At 66.9% G+C, this 16165-nt stretch carries 14 protein-coding genes; 8 read left to right on the forward strand and 6 right to left on the reverse strand.

Annotated elements, in window-relative coordinates:
* Window positions 1–10: 10 nt before the first annotated feature.
* From M9980_RS04745 to M9980_RS04755, 3 genes are all read left to right on the forward strand, one after another.
* On the forward strand, window positions 11–1228 hold the full coding sequence (locus M9980_RS04745; protein WP_250753958.1) for an acyl-CoA dehydrogenase family protein: 1218 nt from the start codon (window positions 11–13) through the stop codon (window positions 1226–1228).
* 151 nt (window positions 1229–1379) lie between these two features.
* Window positions 1380–2450: an acyl-CoA dehydrogenase family protein gene (locus M9980_RS04750; RefSeq protein WP_250753961.1), complete on the forward strand. Its 1071-nt coding sequence runs from the start codon at window positions 1380–1382 to the stop codon at window positions 2448–2450.
* Window positions 2451–2472: 22 nt separating this feature from the next.
* Window positions 2473–3795, forward strand: a complete 1323-nt coding sequence (locus M9980_RS04755; protein ID WP_250753964.1) for a spinster family MFS transporter — start codon at window positions 2473–2475, stop codon at window positions 3793–3795.
* 10 nt (window positions 3796–3805) lie between these two features.
* On the opposite strand, the gene M9980_RS04760 is transcribed toward M9980_RS04755, so the two are convergent.
* Window positions 3806–3949, reverse strand: coding sequence for a hypothetical protein (locus tag M9980_RS04760; protein WP_250753967.1), 144 nt, complete (start codon window positions 3947–3949; stop codon window positions 3806–3808).
* A 64-nt stretch (window positions 3950–4013) separates the two neighbouring features.
* Entirely contained in the window at window positions 4014–5252 is a 1239-nt protein-coding gene (locus M9980_RS04765; RefSeq protein ID WP_250753969.1) for a TetR/AcrR family transcriptional regulator, read from the reverse strand.
* A gap of 160 nt (window positions 5253–5412) precedes the next feature.
* Between M9980_RS04765 and M9980_RS04770 the strand changes: the two genes are divergently transcribed.
* The 5 genes from M9980_RS04770 (at window position 5413) to M9980_RS04790 (ending at window position 10478) form a co-directional block, all read left to right on the forward strand.
* Entirely contained in the window at window positions 5413–6696 is a 1284-nt protein-coding gene (locus tag M9980_RS04770) for an acyl-CoA dehydrogenase family protein (RefSeq protein ID WP_250753972.1), read from the forward strand.
* A 95-nt stretch (window positions 6697–6791) separates the two neighbouring features.
* Entirely contained in the window at window positions 6792–7874 is a 1083-nt protein-coding gene (locus M9980_RS04775) for a Zn-dependent alcohol dehydrogenase (RefSeq protein ID WP_250753974.1), read from the forward strand.
* Entirely contained in the window at window positions 7871–8926 is a 1056-nt protein-coding gene (locus M9980_RS04780; RefSeq protein WP_250753977.1) for a phosphotransferase family protein, read from the forward strand. Before M9980_RS04775 ends, M9980_RS04780 begins: the two co-directional genes overlap by 4 nt.
* Window positions 8923–9690 (forward strand): SDR family NAD(P)-dependent oxidoreductase, encoded by a 768-nt coding sequence (locus tag M9980_RS04785; RefSeq protein WP_250753979.1) that lies wholly within the window; start codon window positions 8923–8925, stop codon window positions 9688–9690. The genes M9980_RS04780 and M9980_RS04785 overlap by 4 nt, the downstream gene beginning before the upstream one ends.
* On the forward strand, window positions 9687–10478 hold the full coding sequence (locus M9980_RS04790) for an SDR family NAD(P)-dependent oxidoreductase (protein WP_250755064.1): 792 nt from the start codon (window positions 9687–9689) through the stop codon (window positions 10476–10478). The genes M9980_RS04785 and M9980_RS04790 overlap by 4 nt, the downstream gene beginning before the upstream one ends.
* On the opposite strand, the gene M9980_RS04795 is transcribed toward M9980_RS04790, so the two are convergent.
* The 4 genes from M9980_RS04795 to M9980_RS04810 all read right to left on the reverse strand — a co-directional run bounded on the left by M9980_RS04795 (window position 10475) and on the right by M9980_RS04810 (window position 16074).
* On the reverse strand, window positions 10475–11374 hold the full coding sequence (locus tag M9980_RS04795; RefSeq protein WP_250753982.1) for an acyl-CoA thioesterase: 900 nt from the start codon (window positions 11372–11374) through the stop codon (window positions 10475–10477). The two genes, M9980_RS04790 and M9980_RS04795, sit on opposite strands and share 4 nt — an antisense overlap.
* 148 nt (window positions 11375–11522) lie before the next feature.
* Complete coding sequence (locus M9980_RS04800; protein WP_250753985.1) at window positions 11523–12650, reverse strand: acyl-CoA dehydrogenase family protein; 1128 nt, start codon at window positions 12648–12650, stop codon at window positions 11523–11525.
* 91 nt (window positions 12651–12741) lie between these two features.
* Window positions 12742–13926: an acyl-CoA dehydrogenase family protein gene (locus M9980_RS04805; RefSeq protein ID WP_250753988.1), complete on the reverse strand. Its 1185-nt coding sequence runs from the start codon at window positions 13924–13926 to the stop codon at window positions 12742–12744.
* 120 nt (window positions 13927–14046) lie between these two features.
* On the reverse strand, window positions 14047–16074 hold the full coding sequence (locus M9980_RS04810; protein ID WP_250753991.1) for a 3-hydroxyacyl-CoA dehydrogenase NAD-binding domain-containing protein: 2028 nt from the start codon (window positions 16072–16074) through the stop codon (window positions 14047–14049).
* Window positions 16075–16165: the final 91 nt, after the last annotated feature.

A 16165-nucleotide genomic window follows, 5' to 3' on the forward strand; every position in this document is an offset into this window, starting at 1 on the left:
GGAGAGGATCATGGCAACGCTTGCCGACCGGGACACCCGGAGCGACCCGTTGGACGCTTTCCGCCAGGAAGCGCGCGACTGGATCGCGGCGAATTTCCCGCCCGCGCTGAAGGGTGTCGACAACACCATGTCGGCGGTCGAGGGCCCGTCCGATCCCTCGCCCGACGAGGAAGCCTGGCGCAAGGCGATGGGCGACAAGGGCTGGGGTGTGCCGACCTGGCCGAAGCAATATGGCGGCGGCGGCCTGTCGCGGGCCGAGGCGCGGGTGCTCGGCGAGGAACTGGCCCGCGCCGGCGCCACCAACCCGATCGGCGGTATGGGCGTGATGATGTTCGGCCCCACGATGCTGGAATATGGCACCGAGGAGCAGAAGCTGGAGCATATCCCGCCGATCGCGCGTGGTGAGATCCGCTGGTGCCAGGGCTATTCCGAACCGGGCGCGGGCTCCGACCTCGCCTCGCTCCAGACTTTCGCCGAGGACAAGGGCGACCATTATCTCGTCAACGGGCAGAAGACGTGGACCAGCGGCGGGCAGTGGGCCGACAAATGCTTCGCGATCGTGCGCACCGACAAGACGAAGAAGCATGAGGGCATCACCTTCGTCCTGATCGACATGAAGGATCCGGGCGTCGAGGTGAAGCCGATCCGCCTCATCAGCGGCCAGTCGCCGTTTTGCGAGACGTTCTTCACCGATGTGAAGGTGCCGAAATCCGACCGTGTCGGCGCGGAGGGTGAGGGCTGGACGATCGGCAAGCGCCTGCTCCAGCACGAACGCAGCAGCCTGTCGGGCGGCGGCTCGGCGAGCCGGTTGTTCGGCGGCGTACCGCTCGGCAAGCTCGCCAAGGAGTATCGTGGCGAGGATGCGGCTGGCCGCGTCGGCGATGCCGACCTGCGCATGCGGATCGTTCGCCACGAAATGGACAGCCGCGCCTTCGCGCTCACCCTGCGTCGCGCCGCGCTGGAGGCGAAGTCGAACCAGGGGCCGTCCGCGGCGACCTCGATCATGAAGAACGTCGGCGCCCGCATCACCCAGGAGCGCGCCGAACTGACGCTGGAAATCCGCGGGATGCAGGGGCTCGGCTGGGAAGGCGAGGGCTTCGCGGAGGACGAGATTGCCGCGACCCGTGGCTGGCTGTTCGGAAAAGCGGTGTCGATCTACGGCGGATCGAGCGAGATCCAGAACAATGTGATCGCGAAACGCATCCTCGGGATGCTCGATCACCAGTAATCGCGGCGCCCATCCCTATCCGCTCGTCCTGAGTAGCCGCTGAGCGCAGTCGAAGCGGCGTATCGAAGGAGCGGCCCGTTTGAGGCACGTCCTTCGATACGGGGCGTTATTCAGGACGAACGGTAAGAGGGGTGCCGCTAGGAGAATGCAGATGGCAGTCCTGACCGAAGAACAGACGATGCTCCGCGACTTGGCGCGCGAGTGGGTGGACAACGAAGCGCCGGTGACGGCGTGGCGCAAGACCCGCAACGCGGGGGTCCCCGCGGGCTACGATGCCGAAGTCTGGAAGACCCAGGCCGAGATGGGGTGGGCGGGCGTGTTAATCCCCGAGGAGCATGGCGGCGTCGGCATGGGCTATCTGTCGCTCGGGCTGGTGCTCGAACAAATGGGCCGCAACCTCGTCGCCAGCCCGCTGGCCGCGACGGCGGCGGCGACGTCGGCAATCCTGCTCGGCGGGTCGGATGCGCAGAAGGCGGAGTGGCTGCCGCGCATCGCCAGCGGCGAGGTTGTCGCAACGGTGGCGTTCGACGAGGGCCCGAATTTCGCGCCTGGCCGCGTGGCGACCAGCGTGACTGACGGCAAGCTGACCGGTACAAAGGCGTTCGTGGCGGAGGGCGACAGCGCGCAGCTTTTCATCGTCTCCGCCACCGATGGCGTCTATCTGGTGTCGGGCGACACGGGCGTCACGCGCTCGACACGGGCGATGGCTGATGCGCGCAGCCATGCCGCGATCACCTTTGCCGCTGCACCCGCCGACAAGCTGGCCGGCGACCCCGACCTCGCCACCAAGGTCGCCGATCGCGCGGCTGTGGCAACGGCGGCGGAGATGCTGGGCCTTGCCGAGGCGGCATTCGCGATCACCAACGACTATCTGAAGACGCGCGTCCAGTTCGGGCAACTGCTCTCCAGCTTCCAGGCGCTCCAGCACCGCATGGCCAAGATGTTCACCGAGCTCGAGCTGATGCGCTCGGCGGTCGAGGGCGCGCTCGAGGCGATCGACAGCGGGCGCTCCGACGTCGATCAGGCCGCCAGCCTTGCCAAGGCGATTGCCGGCGACGTCGCGAAACTGGTCAGCCGCGAAATGGTTCAGCTGCACGGCGGCATTGGCATGACCGACGAGCATGATGCCGGGCTGTTCCTCAAGCGGTCGGCGATGCTGGAGACGATGTGGGGCAATGCCGCCTATCACCGCGAGCGGTTCGCCCGCCTGAACGGCTATTGATACACGTGCAAAAGGACGAGCGATGACGACAACGCCAACGTTGTCGGCGCCGCTCGCCGACGCGATCCAGTACCGGCGTCGCGGGCTGACGCTCGCGCTGCTGACCACGGCCTATTTCTTCAGCTACATGGACCGTCAGATCCTGGCGATCCTGCAGGAGGATATCCGCGCCGAACTGCACCTGAGCGACACGCAGCTCGGGTTGCTCGCCGGGTTCGCCTTCGCGATCTTCTACGCGACGCTGGGCCTTCCGGTCGCGCGGCTGGCGGACAAGGGCAACCGCATCAACATCATCGCGGTCGCGCTGACGATCTGGAGCGCGATGACCGCGGTGTGCGGTCTAGCCCAGAATTTCATACAGCTGCTGCTCGCCCGCATCGGCGTCGGCATCGGTGAGGCCGGGTCGAGCCCGCCCAGCCATTCGATCATCGCCGACCTCTATCCGGCGGAAAAGCGTGCGGGCGCGATGGGCATCTATTCGCTCGGCGTCGTGCTCGGCACAGCATTCGGGACGATGATCGGCGGGTTCGTCGCACACCTCTATGGATGGCGGGTCGCGATGTTCACCATCGGTCTGCCCGGCATCCTGCTGGCGGTCGTCATCAAGCTGGTGGTGCCCGAGCCGAAGCGCGGCCTGTCCGACGTGCAGATCGTCGCGGAGGGCGAGGATCGCGGCACGATGCCGAGCCTCGGCGACGGGTTCCGGTCGCTGTTCGCCAACCGCGCCGCGGTGCATCTGGTGATGGGCGTCACCATCACCTCAATGATTGGATATGGCCATGCCGCGTTCGGGCCGAGTTTCCTGATCCGGGCGCTTGGGCTCGACAAGCTCCAGATCGCCTCGATCGTCGCCCCGGTCGGGGCCTTGTGCGGGACCCTGTCGGCGGTCGTCGGCGGGATACTCGCCAACCGCGCGGCGAAGCGCTGGGGCATCCATGCGCAAAGCTGGCTGGTGTTCGGCCTGAAATGCGTCGGCCTGCCGCTGTCGTTCTTGTTCTACGCCTCCAGCGATCCGTGGGTGGCGGTGCCGCTCTATTGGGCGTCGCTACTGCTGATCTCGACCTATCTCGGCCCGACCTTCGCGCTGATCCAGGGCCAGGCGCCGCTCAGGATGCGGGCGCTGTGGGCGGCGATCACGCTGCTGGTCATCAACCTGGTCGGGCTGGGGCTGGGGCCGACGTTGATCGGCGTCATCTCCGATATGCTGAAGCCCTCGCTCGGCGATGCGCAGGCGTTGCGCTGGGCGATGTTGTCCTTCGCGCTCGCGACCCCGTGGGCGCTCTGGCACTATTGGCGCGCGGGCGTGCTGCTGAAGCGGCAGGAGGCGGCGAAGGCCGGCGGCTGACCGGCCCATTTCAGGGCAACAGCGCCTCAGCCATGCCGGACGCGACGTGACCGAACGCCATAAGCATCAGGATCATCGTTGCGACGATCCTGCCGTGATTGGCGAACATGTCGGCGACCAGTACGACGATCGCCGCGACAAGGAACAGCTTCATACGCGCCCCCGACCCCTAGCGCCGATCAGTCTAGCCGGGAAACTCTTAAGAAATCGTCCGCGGACTACAGCACGCGGTTGTCGAACAGTCCGTACATCAGTGTGGACGCATAGTAACGCACCGCCCGCTCGCGCGGCATGGCGCTCGCCCATTTGCGCATGTCGAAGGCGGCGTTCTGGAGCGACATCAGCGCCTGGCTAGCCACCAGCGGATCGACCGCGCGCACCGACCCCTCGGCCACGCCGTCGGAGATCATGCCGGCGAAACGCCGGGCGATACGGTTCGACCGGTCGATCATCGTCTGCCGATCACGCGGCGGCAGGCCCGACAGCGCGGTGGTGCGGAGCAGGGGCCCGCGCTCGGAAAACTGGATGTCGAGCAACGTCGCCATGACGTTCGACAGCATCGCCCACAGCGTACCGCCCCGCGCGTGCGCGACCGCCTGCGCGCTGGCGATGGTGTCGAAGCTGCGGCGATAGCATTCGGTCACCAGCTCGTCCTTGGCGTCGAGGTGGTGGTAGAAACTGCCTTTGGTGACGTTCAGCTCGCTCGCGATTTTCTGCACCGATGCGCCGCGATAGCCGAGCTCGTTAATGAGCGTCGTCGCCGCGGTCAGGAACGCGGCGCGGCCCGGCTCGCTTTCGTCGTGGGCCAGGTCGAGCAGGTGCGGTGCCCACGCATCGCCGTCGACCGCGAGCCCCGATCGGAACACGTCCATCAGCCGGTCCTCGACCCGCGGAAATTCGTCGAGGTCGTAGCGGCTGAGCCATGCGGATAGCCAGAAAGTGTTTTCCAGCAGCACGTGCGCGCGTGCGCCGTTCAGGTCCTTCGTCGCGCGGTCGCTCGGGTCTCCCCACAGCGCGCGGGTGTTGCGGAACACCCGCTGCCACCCGGCGAGCAGGCGCCCCTTCATCGGCTCGTCCATCGCGCGCAGGTCGCTGAGGACGGCAAACGCCTTTTCCTCGCCGCGCTGGATGCGCGCGAGCCGCTCGAAATTGATCGCCAGATAGCGCGCGACCCGCGCCTCCGGCGTCGCCTCGGCCATCGCCTCGTCCAGCATCGCCTGCAGCCGTTCGAGCGTATCCTCGAAACAGGCGGACGCCAGATCCTCCTTGCGGCGGAAATAATAGGTGACGCTGGTGGTGTTCAGCCCGACACGGCTCGCCACGTCGGCGAAGGTCATGCCCTTCGCGCTCTGGTCGTTGATCGCTTCGGCGGCGGCGGCAAGGATCGCGTCACGCTTCGCGCGAAACCGCTTCGTCCCCCCCGCGTCGCCCGATCCCTTGCTCTCCGGGGCGTTCATGCCGGCGATCCTAGCACCGCATTTTCGAAGGCATAGTGGCTTTTTGGCGCGCCCGCGCAATCCGACGCAGCGAGGCGAAAGAATCACCCTCGCGGGGTTTACCGAAAAATCGGTATGGCCTAACCCGCTCCCCGCAACACGTACCTGGGAGGATGCCGACATGGACTTCACGCTGAGCGAGCGCGAGACCTATTTCCGCGACCGGGTGAAGACCTTCATCGACCGCGAGATCGCGCCGCGGCAGGACGAGTATTACGCCCAGCAGAAGGATGGCGAGCGCTGGAAGGTGCTGCCGGTGATCGAGGACGTGAAGAAACTCGCCCGCGCTCAAGGCCTGTGGAATTTCTTCATGCCGCCGCATTCGGGCCAGACCCATGTCGACGGCAGTTTCGAATTCGAGGGCACGCAGCTCACCAACCTCGAATATGCGCTGTGCGCCGAGGAAATGGGCAAGATCGGCTGGGCCAGCGAATGCTTCAACTGCTCGGCGCCCGACACCGGCAACATGGAGGTGTTCCACCGTTACGGCACCCGCGCGCAGAAGGATCGCTGGCTGAAGCCGCTGATGGACGGCGAGATCCGCTCCGCCTTCCTGATGACCGAGCCGGCGGTCGCGTCGTCGGACGCCACCAATATCGAAACGTCGATGGTCCGCGACGGCGACCATTATGTCATCAACGGGCGCAAATGGTGGTCGTCGGGCGTCGGTGACCCGCGCTGCGCGGTCGCGATCGTGATGGGCAAGACCAATCCGGATGCCAAGCGCCACGCCCAGCAGAGCCAGATTCTGGTGCCGATGGATGCTCCGGGCGTCACCATCGAACGCATGCTTTCGGTTTATGGGTATGACCATGCGCCCCACGGCCACGGCGAAGTCGTGCTGAAGGATGTGCGGGTTCCGGTCGAGAATGTGCTGCTGGGCGAGGGTCGCGGATTCGAGATCGCGCAGGGACGCCTGGGGCCGGGGCGCATCCATCACTGCATGCGCACGATCGGCGTCGCCGAAACCGCGATCGAGGCGATGGCCAAGCGTCTGCTCAGCCGCGTTGCCTTCGGCAAGCGCATTGCCGACCATTCGATCTGGGAACAGCGGATCGCGAAGGCGCGCATCGATATCGAGATGACGCGCCTGCTGTGCCTGAAGGCCGCGGACATGATGGACAAGGCGGGCAACAAGTCCGCCCAGCTCGAAATCGCGATGATCAAGGTCGCGGCGCCGACGATGGCGCTCCAGATCCTCGACGACGCGATCCAGGCGCATGGCGGCGGCGGCGTCAGCCAAGACTTCCGCCTGGCGCACGATTGGGCCGCGATGCGCACGCTGCGCTTTGCCGATGGTCCTGACGAGGTCCACAACCGCGCCATCGCCCGCAACGAATTCGGCAAATACGGCGACTGGAAGGCCGAGGCGCTGTCGAGCGGAGATGTTGGGGTTAGTCGCTAGCTTCCCGTGCTCCCGCGAAGGCGGAAGCCCAGAGCCGCGCGCGGTTACGCCTGTAACCCTAGGCTCCCGCCTTCGCGGGAGCACAGAGAGGTGAAATGAAAGCAGCCGTTCTTTTCGAAGCGAAGCAGCCCCTCTCGATCGAGGACGTGCAGGTCGCCAACCCCGGCCCGCACGAGGTGCTGATCCGCACCGTCGCGGTCGGCGTCTGCCGGTCCGACCTGCACTTCGTCGATGGCGCCTACCCGCACGCGATGCCGACGATCCCCGGCCACGAGGCGGCGGGGGTGGTGGAGGCAGTCGGCAGCGAAGTGCGCTTGGTGAAGGTCGGCGACCATGTCGTCACCTGCCTCAGCGCCTTCTGCGGACACTGCGAATTCTGCGTCACCGGCAACATGTACCTGTGCCTGGGCGCCGACACGCGCCGCGGCAAGGGTGAGGTACCGCGGCTGATGCTGGGCGACACGCCGGTCGCGCAGATGCTGAATCTCAGCGCCTATGCCGAACAGATGCTGGTCCACGAACACGCCTGCGTCGCGATCGACCGGGAAATGCCGATGGACCGCGCAGCGCTGATCGGGTGCGCGGTGACGACGGGGGCGGGGGCGGTGTTCAACTGCTGCGACCTCGATCCCGGCGAGATGGTCGCGGTGGTCGGCTGCGGCGGGATCGGGCTGGCCGCGGTCAATGCCGCGAAGATCGCGGGTGCGGGGCGGATCATCGCGATCGATCCGGTGCCCGAAAAGCGCGCGCTCGCCGAGAAGCTCGGCGCCACCCACAGCATCGACGCCCTGAGCGATACCGCCGCCGACGAAGTCGTCGCGCTGACCAAGGGCGGCGTCCACCACGCGATCGAGGCGGTCGGGCGCCCGCAATCGGCGGCGACCGCGGTGAAGGTGCTGCGCCGCGGCGGCACCGCAACCATCCTGGGCATGATGCCGCTCGCTGAGAAGGTCGGGCTCTCCGCACTCGACCTGCTGTCGGGAAAGAAACTACAGGGCGGGCTGATGGGCGCAAACCGCTTCCCGGTCGACATTCCGCGGCTCGTCGATTTCTACCTGCGCGGGCTCCTCGATCTCGACAGCATCATCGCCGAGCGCGTCCCGCTTGCGCAGATCAACCACGCCTTCGAAGAACTCCGCAAGGGCGACGCGACCCGATCGGTCGTCGTCTTCGAATGAGCGAGGCGCCGCAGACCATCGCCGCGGAGGGCAGGGACCGCCTCGACGTCGCGGCGCTGACCGCGTGGATGGAGGCGAACGTCGCGGGTTTCGCCGGGCCGCTCACTTACGCGAAGTTCGCGGGCGGCCAGTCGAACCCGACCTATCGCATCGACGCCGCCTCTGGCAGCTATGTGCTGCGCCGCAAGCCGTTCGGCCCGCTGCTGCCGTCGGCGCACGCGGTCGATCGCGAATACCGCTTGATCGCCGGGCTGCACCCCACCGGCTTCCCGGTCGCGCGGCCTTATGGCCTATGCACCGACGAAGGCGTCATCGGTGCCATGTTCTACGTCATGGGCCTGGCCGATGGGCGCAACCTGTGGGACGGCACGCTGCCGGATTATGCGCCGGCGGAGCGCACCGGCATCTACGATGCGATGTGCGACACGCTCGCCGACCTGCACAACACGGACTATGTCGCGGCGGGGCTCGGCGATTACGGCAAGCCCGGCAACTACTTCGAACGCCAGGTCGCGCGCTGGACGAAGCAGTATCGCGCGTCCGAGACCGAGCATATGGCAGAGGTCGAGCGGCTGATCGCATGGCTGCCCGCGACACTGCCCGAACAGACGCGCACGTCGATCGTCCACGGCGACTACCGCATCGACAACATGATCTTCGCGCACGACGCGCCGCGCGTGATCGCAGTGCTCGACTGGGAGCTGTCCACACTCGGCGATCCGCTCGCCGACTTCAGCTATTTCCTGATGAGCTGGGTAACCCAGCCCGAAGGACGCTCCGGCGTGATGGGCGTAGCGGGCGGCGACAGCGGCATCCCGACGATCGAGGACATGGTCGCGCGCTACTGCGCTCGCACCGGTCGCGACGGCGTGCCCGACCTCAACTGGTATTTCGCCTACAACCTGTTCCGCCTGACCGGCATCGTCCAGGGCATCAAGAAGCGCATCGTCGAGGGCACGGCGTCAAGCGCGCAGGCTGAGCGGTCCGCGGCGCAGGTGTATCGATTGGCTTCGGCCAGCTGGAGCTTTGCAGAGAAGGCGGGGGCGGCGTGAAAAACCTGTTCGACCTGACCGGTAAGGTCGCAATCGTCACCGGCTCATCGAAGGGTATCGGCAAGGCGTCCGCCGAGGCCTTGGCCGAGCATGGTGCCAAAGTCGTGATCTCCAGTCGAAAGCAGGAGCCGTGCGACGAGGTCGCCGCCGCGATCAACGCGGAGCACGGGGACGGCACCGCGATCGCGGTCGCGGCCAACATCTCCGACAAGGACGGCCTCCAGAGCTTAGTCGATCGCTCCCGCGCGGCCTTCGGGTGGATCGACGTGCTGGTCTGCAACGCCGCGTCCAACCCCTATTACGGGCCGATGGCGGGCATCGAGGATGCGCAGTTCCGCAAGGTTCTCGACAACAATATCCTCTCCAACCACTGGCTGATCCAGATGGTCGCGCCCGAGATGATCGCGCGGGGGGAGGGGTCGATCGTGATCGTCTCGTCGATCGCCGGCATCCGCGGCACGGCGACGCTCGGCGCCTATGGCATTTCGAAGGCCGCCGACATGGCGCTCGCCCGCAACATGGCGCAGGAATTGGGGCCGCACGGCGTGCGCATCAACTGCATCGCGCCGGGGCTGGTGAAGACCGACTTCGCCCGCGCGCTGTGGGAAGACCCGGAGCGGGAGCGCGAGACCAACGCCCGCGTGCCGCTGCGCCGCATCGGCACGCCGGACGAGATCGCGGGTGCGGTCGTCTATCTCGCGAGCCCGGCCAGCGCCTTCATGACGGGCCAGGCGATGGTGATCGATGGGGGAGTGACGATCTGATGCGGTTCAAGGGCAAGTCGATCATCGTGACCGGCGCGGGCTCCGGCATCGGGCGCGCCGCGGCGTGGCTGTTCGCCAGCGAGGGCGGGCGCGTGATCTGCGCCGACATCAACGATGGCGCCGATCGCATCGCCGAGGAAATCGGCGACCGCGCCACCGCGATTCGCATGGACGCGGGTTGCGAAGAGGACGTCGTCCGCGCGGTCGACCTTGCCGTCGCGACGCACGGCGGGCTGGACATCATGTTCGCCAACGCCGGCATTTCGGGCGGGATGGCCAACATCTTCGACACCGACGTCGCGCTCATCACCGACGTGCTGCGGGTCAACCTGATCGGGCCGTTCCTGGCCATCAAGCATGCCGCCCCGCGCATCGCCGAGCGCGGCGGCGGCGCGATCGTGCTGACGGCCAGCGTCGCGGGCATCCGATCGGGGGCAGGCTCGCCCGCCTATTCGGCTTCGAAGGCCGGCGTCATCAATCTGGCCGCGGTCGCCGCGCAGCAATTGTCGGGCAGCAACGTGCGCGTGAACGCCATCTGCCCCGGCTTGACCGAGACGGGCATGACCAAGCCCACGTTCGACTATGCGCGAGAGGCCGGAAAGGTCGACCGCATCGGTCGCCTGAACCCGCTGCGCCGCGGCGCCCAGCCGGAGGAACTGGCGAAGGTCGCCGCGTTCCTGGCCAGCGACGACGCCAGCTACGTCAACGGCCAGGCGATCGCGGTCGATGGCGGCCTGTCTTCGAGCCACCCGGTAACGAAGCAGGAATACGGCAAGACCGCGGTCTAGGCCTTGTCGCGCAGGCGGATCAGCCCCTCCTGCGCGGTGCTGGCGACCAGGCGTCCGTCGCGCGTGAAGATGCGCCCGCGATTGAAGCCGCGGGCGTGCCCGGACCACGGACTGTCGGTGGTGTAGAGCAGCCAGTCGTCGGCGCGGAACGGCTCGTGCAGCCAGACGGCGTGGTCGAGGCTGGCGGTCTGCATCCGGTCGGTCAGCCAGCTTTTGCCATGCGGCAGCATCGCCGTGCCGAGCAGCGCCATGTCGGATGCATAGGCCAGCATCGCGCGATGGATCGCGGCATCGTCGGGCAGGGGCGCGACGACGCGGAACCAGCTGTGCCAGACGGGGTCGGTGGCGGTCGGCCGGGTCAGCGACCGCGGGCTGACCGGGCGCATCTCGATCGGACGCGCGCGCAGGAAGAACGGGCGCAGCTTCTCGGGGATGTCGTCGATATGTTCGAGCCGCAGGTCGCGCTCGGATTTCAGGGCGTCGGGGCCGGGCACCTCGGGCATCGCGTCCTGATGATGCAGCCCGTCCTCGGCGCGCTGGAACGATGCCGCCATGTTCAGGATCGGCTTGCCGCGCTGCATCGCGATGACGCGCCTCGTCGCGAAGCTGCCGCCGTCGAAATCGCGCACCACGCGGTAGATGATCGGGAAATTCTCGTCGCCGGGGCGCATGAAATAGGCGTGGAGCGAGTGCGCCGCCTTGTCATGCACGCTGCGCTGCGCGGCCTGGAGCGCCTGGGCGATCACCTGCCCACCGAACACGCGCCCGACGCCGCCGGGCTGGCGCGCCCCGCGGTAGAGGTCGGTGTCGATTTCCTCGACGTCGAGCAGGGCGATGAGCTGCGCGGTCAGCGCCTCGGGCGTTTCGGCGCGGGCAGGGGGATTGTGGTCGGTCATGCTTAAGTTCCTCCCCGGTCACGGGGAGGGGGACCATGCGCAGCATGGTGGAGGGGGCGTGCCTCCAGCGATGCGCGTGGGGCGATCCCCCTCCACCACGTCCTTCGGCCGCGGTCCCCCTCCCCGTGAACGGGGAGGAACTCAGTCGTCAATATCCCGCCGCGCGCGCCAGCTGGTCCGTGTGGAAATTGGTGTCGCCGAACATCTCCGCCAGCACCCGCGCGCGCTTCATGTAGAAGCCGATGTCGTATTCGTCGGTCATGCCGATACCGCCGTGCATCTGGATGCCCTCCTGCACCGACAGCGTAGTGGCGAGGCCGGTCATCGCCTTTGCGACCGACACCGCGGCATCCGCGCCGGGATCGCTCGCATCGAGCAGTTGCTGCGCCTTCAGCGTCGCGGCCCGCGCGACCTCCATTTCGGAATACAGATGCGCGGCGCGGTGCTGGAGCGCCTGGAAGCTGCCGATCGGCACGCCGAATTGCTTGCGCTCCTTGAGATAGGCGACGGTCATGTCCATCGCCCCGCCGCCGACGCCGAGCATTTCCGCCGACGCGCCGGTCCGGCCGGCTGCGAGCAGGCGGGTGAGGCCACTCCATCCGCCATCGACCTCGCCGATCACCGCATCTGCATCGACCTCGACGCCATCGAAGGTCAGTCGCGATGCGAAGCTGCTGTCGGCCAGCCGCTGCGGATCGTTGGCGAGCCCCGCGGCGCCCGCTTCGACGGCGAACAGCGTCACGCCGTCCTTCTCGCCGGCTGCGCCGGCGGTGCGGGCCGCCACGATCAGCAGGTCGGCGACATGGCCGTGGGTCACGAACCGCTTGGTGCCGCTCAACCGGAACCCGTTGCCGGCGCGCTCGGCCTTCAGGGCGATGTCGGTGCGGTGCTTGGGGCCTTCATCGATTGCCAGCGCCGCGACGGTGTCGCCCGAAAGGATGCCGGGGAACCAGCGCGCGGCGTGCGCGGTGCCGCCCAGCGCCGATACCGCAGCGACCGCGGTCGTGAGGAAGGGGGAGGGCGTCAGATTGCGCCCGATCTCCTCCAGCACGACGCCTGCCTCGACATGGCCAAGACCCAGGCCTCCGTCGGCCTCGGGGATCAGGATGCCGGTGAAGCCCATCTCGGCAAAGGATTTCCACAGCGTCCGATCGAAACCGGTCGCATCCTTGGCATCGCGCAGGCGCCGCATGTGGCCGACCGGGGCGTGCTCGGCGACATACTCCTTCGCGGTATCCCGGAGCATCGTCTGTTCGTCGTTCAGGAATAGCGGCATTTGTAACTCCGTCATCCCAGCGGAAGCTGGGATCTTGCGCCGCAAGGGCGCGCTAGGTTGCGGGAGACCCCAGCTTTCGCTGGGGTGACGGTCAGGACGGCAATTCCAGGATGCGCTTGGCGATGATGTTCAGCTGCACCTCGCTCGTCCCGCCTTCGATCGAATTCGCCTTGGTGCGCAGCCACGCGCGCGCAGCGGCACCGCCGTTCGAGGCGTCGCTTTCCCACTCCAGCGTGTCCGTCCCGCCAGCGGCCATGATGAGTTCGTGGCGCGCCTTGTTCAGTTCGGTGCCGTAGTATTTCATCATGCTCGGCTGCGCGGGGTGCGAGCGTCCGGCCTTCAGTTCGTCGATGAAACGCTCCGACATCATCCCGAACGCCTTGCTGCGCACCTCGAACAGCGCGAGGCTGGCACGCAGCAGCGGATCGGCGAGCCGCCCGTCGTGATCGAGCCCGATAGCGGCGATCGCGCCGTCGATCAGCGGATTGCCGCCGGGCGACGACAGCCCCATGCCGGAGATCATCTCGCGCTCATGCCCGAGCAGATATTTAGCGACGTCCCAACCCTTGTTGAGTTCGTGGACCAGGTTTGCCTTGGGCACCTTCACATTGTCCATGAAGGTTTCGCAGAACGGCGAATAGCCCGAGATCAGCAGGATCGGCTTCGTCGACACGCCTTCCGACGCCATGTCGAACAGGACGAAGCTGATGCCGCCTTGCTTCGTCGTCCTGTCGGTGCGGACGAGGCAGAAAATCCAGTCGGCCTTGTCGGCGTAGCTGGTCCAGACCTTCTGCCCGTTGACCAGGAAATGGTCGCCCTTGTCCTCGGCGGATGCCGCCAGCCCGGCGAGGTCGGAGCCGGCGTTGGGTTCCGAATAGCCTTGGCACCAGCGGATTTCGCCGCGCGCGATCTTGGTGAGGTGATCGAGCTTCTGCTCCTCGGTCCCGTATTTCAGCAGCGCCGGCCCGAGCATCGAGATGCCGAAGGAATTGAGCGGATTGCGTGCGCGGATCCGCGCCATTTCTTCGCGCAGGATCTTCGTTTCCGCCGCCGACAGCCCACCGCCGCCATAGGCCTTGGGCCAGTCCGGCACCGTCCAGCCGCGCGCGGCCATGCGATCCATCCACAGCTTCTGGTCCGGGGTCAGCATCGACTGGTCGCGCCCGCCCCAGCATGCGTCCTTCTCCGACCGGACGGGCTCGCGCATCGACGGCGGGCAGTTTTCCTCCAGCCAGGCGCGGGTTTCGCTGCGGAAGGTTTCGAGGTCTTGGGTCATATTAACTACTCCACCGTTCGTCCTGAGCTTGTCGAAGGACGTGTCACGGGCAATGCGTTTGGGGCATGTGCTTCGACTTCGCTCAGCACGAACGGGGGAGGGGCGACCCTCCCCGCATCGTCAATTGAACCGCTCGCCCTTGTCGGCCTTGTCCTTCAGCAGCTTCGCCACCGCAAAACCGTGCTTCTCGAGTCCCGCCACGATCTTCGGCAGGCCCTCGGTATCAGCCCAGAACATCGGCCCGCCGCGATAGACCGGCCAGCCGTAGCCGTAGATCCACACGACATCGATGTCCGACGCCCGCTGCGCCTTGCCTTCCTCCAGGATCAGCGCGCCTTCGTTGACCATCGGGTACAGCGTGCGCTCGACGATCTCCTGGTCGGTCACCTCGTGCTGCGCGGTGCCGGTCTTCTTGCGGAAGTCCTCGATGATTTCTGCGACGCGAGGGGACGCCGACGGATTCCGCTTGTCGTCATAGTCGTAGAAGCCGGCCTTGGTCTTCTGACCCCAGCGGTTCTCGGCGGCGAGCGCGTCGCGGATGCTTTCGATCCGAGTCGGGTCGCGGTGCCAGCCGATGTCCACACCGGCCAGATCGCTCATCTGGAATGGCCCCATCGGCATCCCGAATTCGACATGCACGCGGTCGATCTGCTCGGGCGTGGCGCCCTCCATCAGCAACTTCATCGCCTCGACCTGGCGCGGCATCAGCATACGGTTGCCGATGAAGCCGTGGCAGACGCCGGCGACCACCGCGACCTTCCTGATCTTTTTCGCCAGCGCCATGACGGTCGCCAGCACGTCGCCCGCGGTCTTGTCGCCGCGCACGACCTCGAGCAGCTTCATGACATTGGCCGGCGAGAAGAAGTGCATGCCCACCACGTCCTCGGGACGCTTCGTGCTCGCCGCGATCTCGTTCACGTCGAGGTAGGAGGTGTTCGACGCCAGGATCGCGCCCGGCTTGCAGATCGCGTCGAGCTTGCCGAAGATGTCCTTCTTGACGCCCATCTCCTCATACACTGCCTCGATCACGAGATCGCAGTCGGCGAGGTCTTCCATCTTCAGCGTCGGGGTGAGCGCGCCCATCGCGGCCTCGACCTGCTCTGGCTTCATGCGGCCCTTGGCGGCGCTGGCTTCGTAGTTCTTGCGGATGGTGCCGGTGCCGCGGTCGAGCGCCTCCTGCTGCATCTCGACGATCGTGACGGGAATGCCGGCCGACAGGAAGTTCATCGAGATGCCGCCGCCCATCGTGCCGGCGCCGATCACGCCGACCTTGCGGATGTCGCGCAGCTTCGTGTCCTCGGCAACGTCGTCGATCTTCGCGGCCTTGCGCTCGGCGAAGAAGATATGGCGCTGGGCGGCGGACTGGACGCCGAACATCAGTTTCATGAACTGCTCGCGCTCGAACGCGATGCCTTCCTCGAAGCTCGCGCCGGATGCAGCCTTCTCGACGCAGGCGATGTTGGCGGCGGGTGCCTCGAACCCGCGGAAGCGGCGGGCATTTTCCTTGGTGAAGGCAGCGACCGCGTCGGGATCGGCCTCGACCGACTTCTCGGAAGCACGGGGCAGGGGCTTGCCGATCACTTCGCGGGCGAAGGCGATGGCATCGGCTTCCAGGCTGTCCTCGCCGGCGAGCCGGTCGATTAGGCCCGCGCCCTGCGCGACCTTGGCGGGAATGGGGTCGCCCTTCGCGGTCATCTCCAGCGCCAGTTTCACGCCGGCGATGCGTGGCAGGCGCTGTGTGCCGCCGGCGCCGGGCAGCAGGCCGAGCTTCACCTCGGGCGTGCCGATCTTCGCCGATGGTACCGCAATCCGGTAGTGGCAGCCGAGGGTCACCTCGCACCCGCCGCCCAGCGCCGTGCCGTGGATCGCGGCGATGACCGGCTTGGTCGATGCCTCGATCTGGTCGACGACCGTCGGCAGGCCCGGTTCCTGCATCGCCTTGCCGAATTCGGTGATGTCGGCACCCGCGAAGAACGTGCGCCCTTCGCAACGGATGACCATCGCCTCGACCTGCGGGTCGGCCAGGCCCTCCTTGATCCCGGCCTCGAGCCCCTGACGCACCGCGGCGCCGAGCGCGTTGACCGGCGGGTTGTTCGACGTGATGACCAAGACGTTGCCGTCCTTGCGGGTGGTGATGGGGTTGGTCATGGATTTCCTTTCAAACTCATCCGTTCGTTTCAAGCGAAGTCGAGAAACGGGTGGCGGGGCATCGGTCACGTTTCTCGACTGCGCTCGAAAC

Origin of the sequence: Sphingomonas donggukensis (genome assembly GCF_023674425.1) — a bacterium.
Taxonomy (GTDB): domain Bacteria; phylum Pseudomonadota; class Alphaproteobacteria; order Sphingomonadales; family Sphingomonadaceae; genus Sphingomonas; species Sphingomonas donggukensis.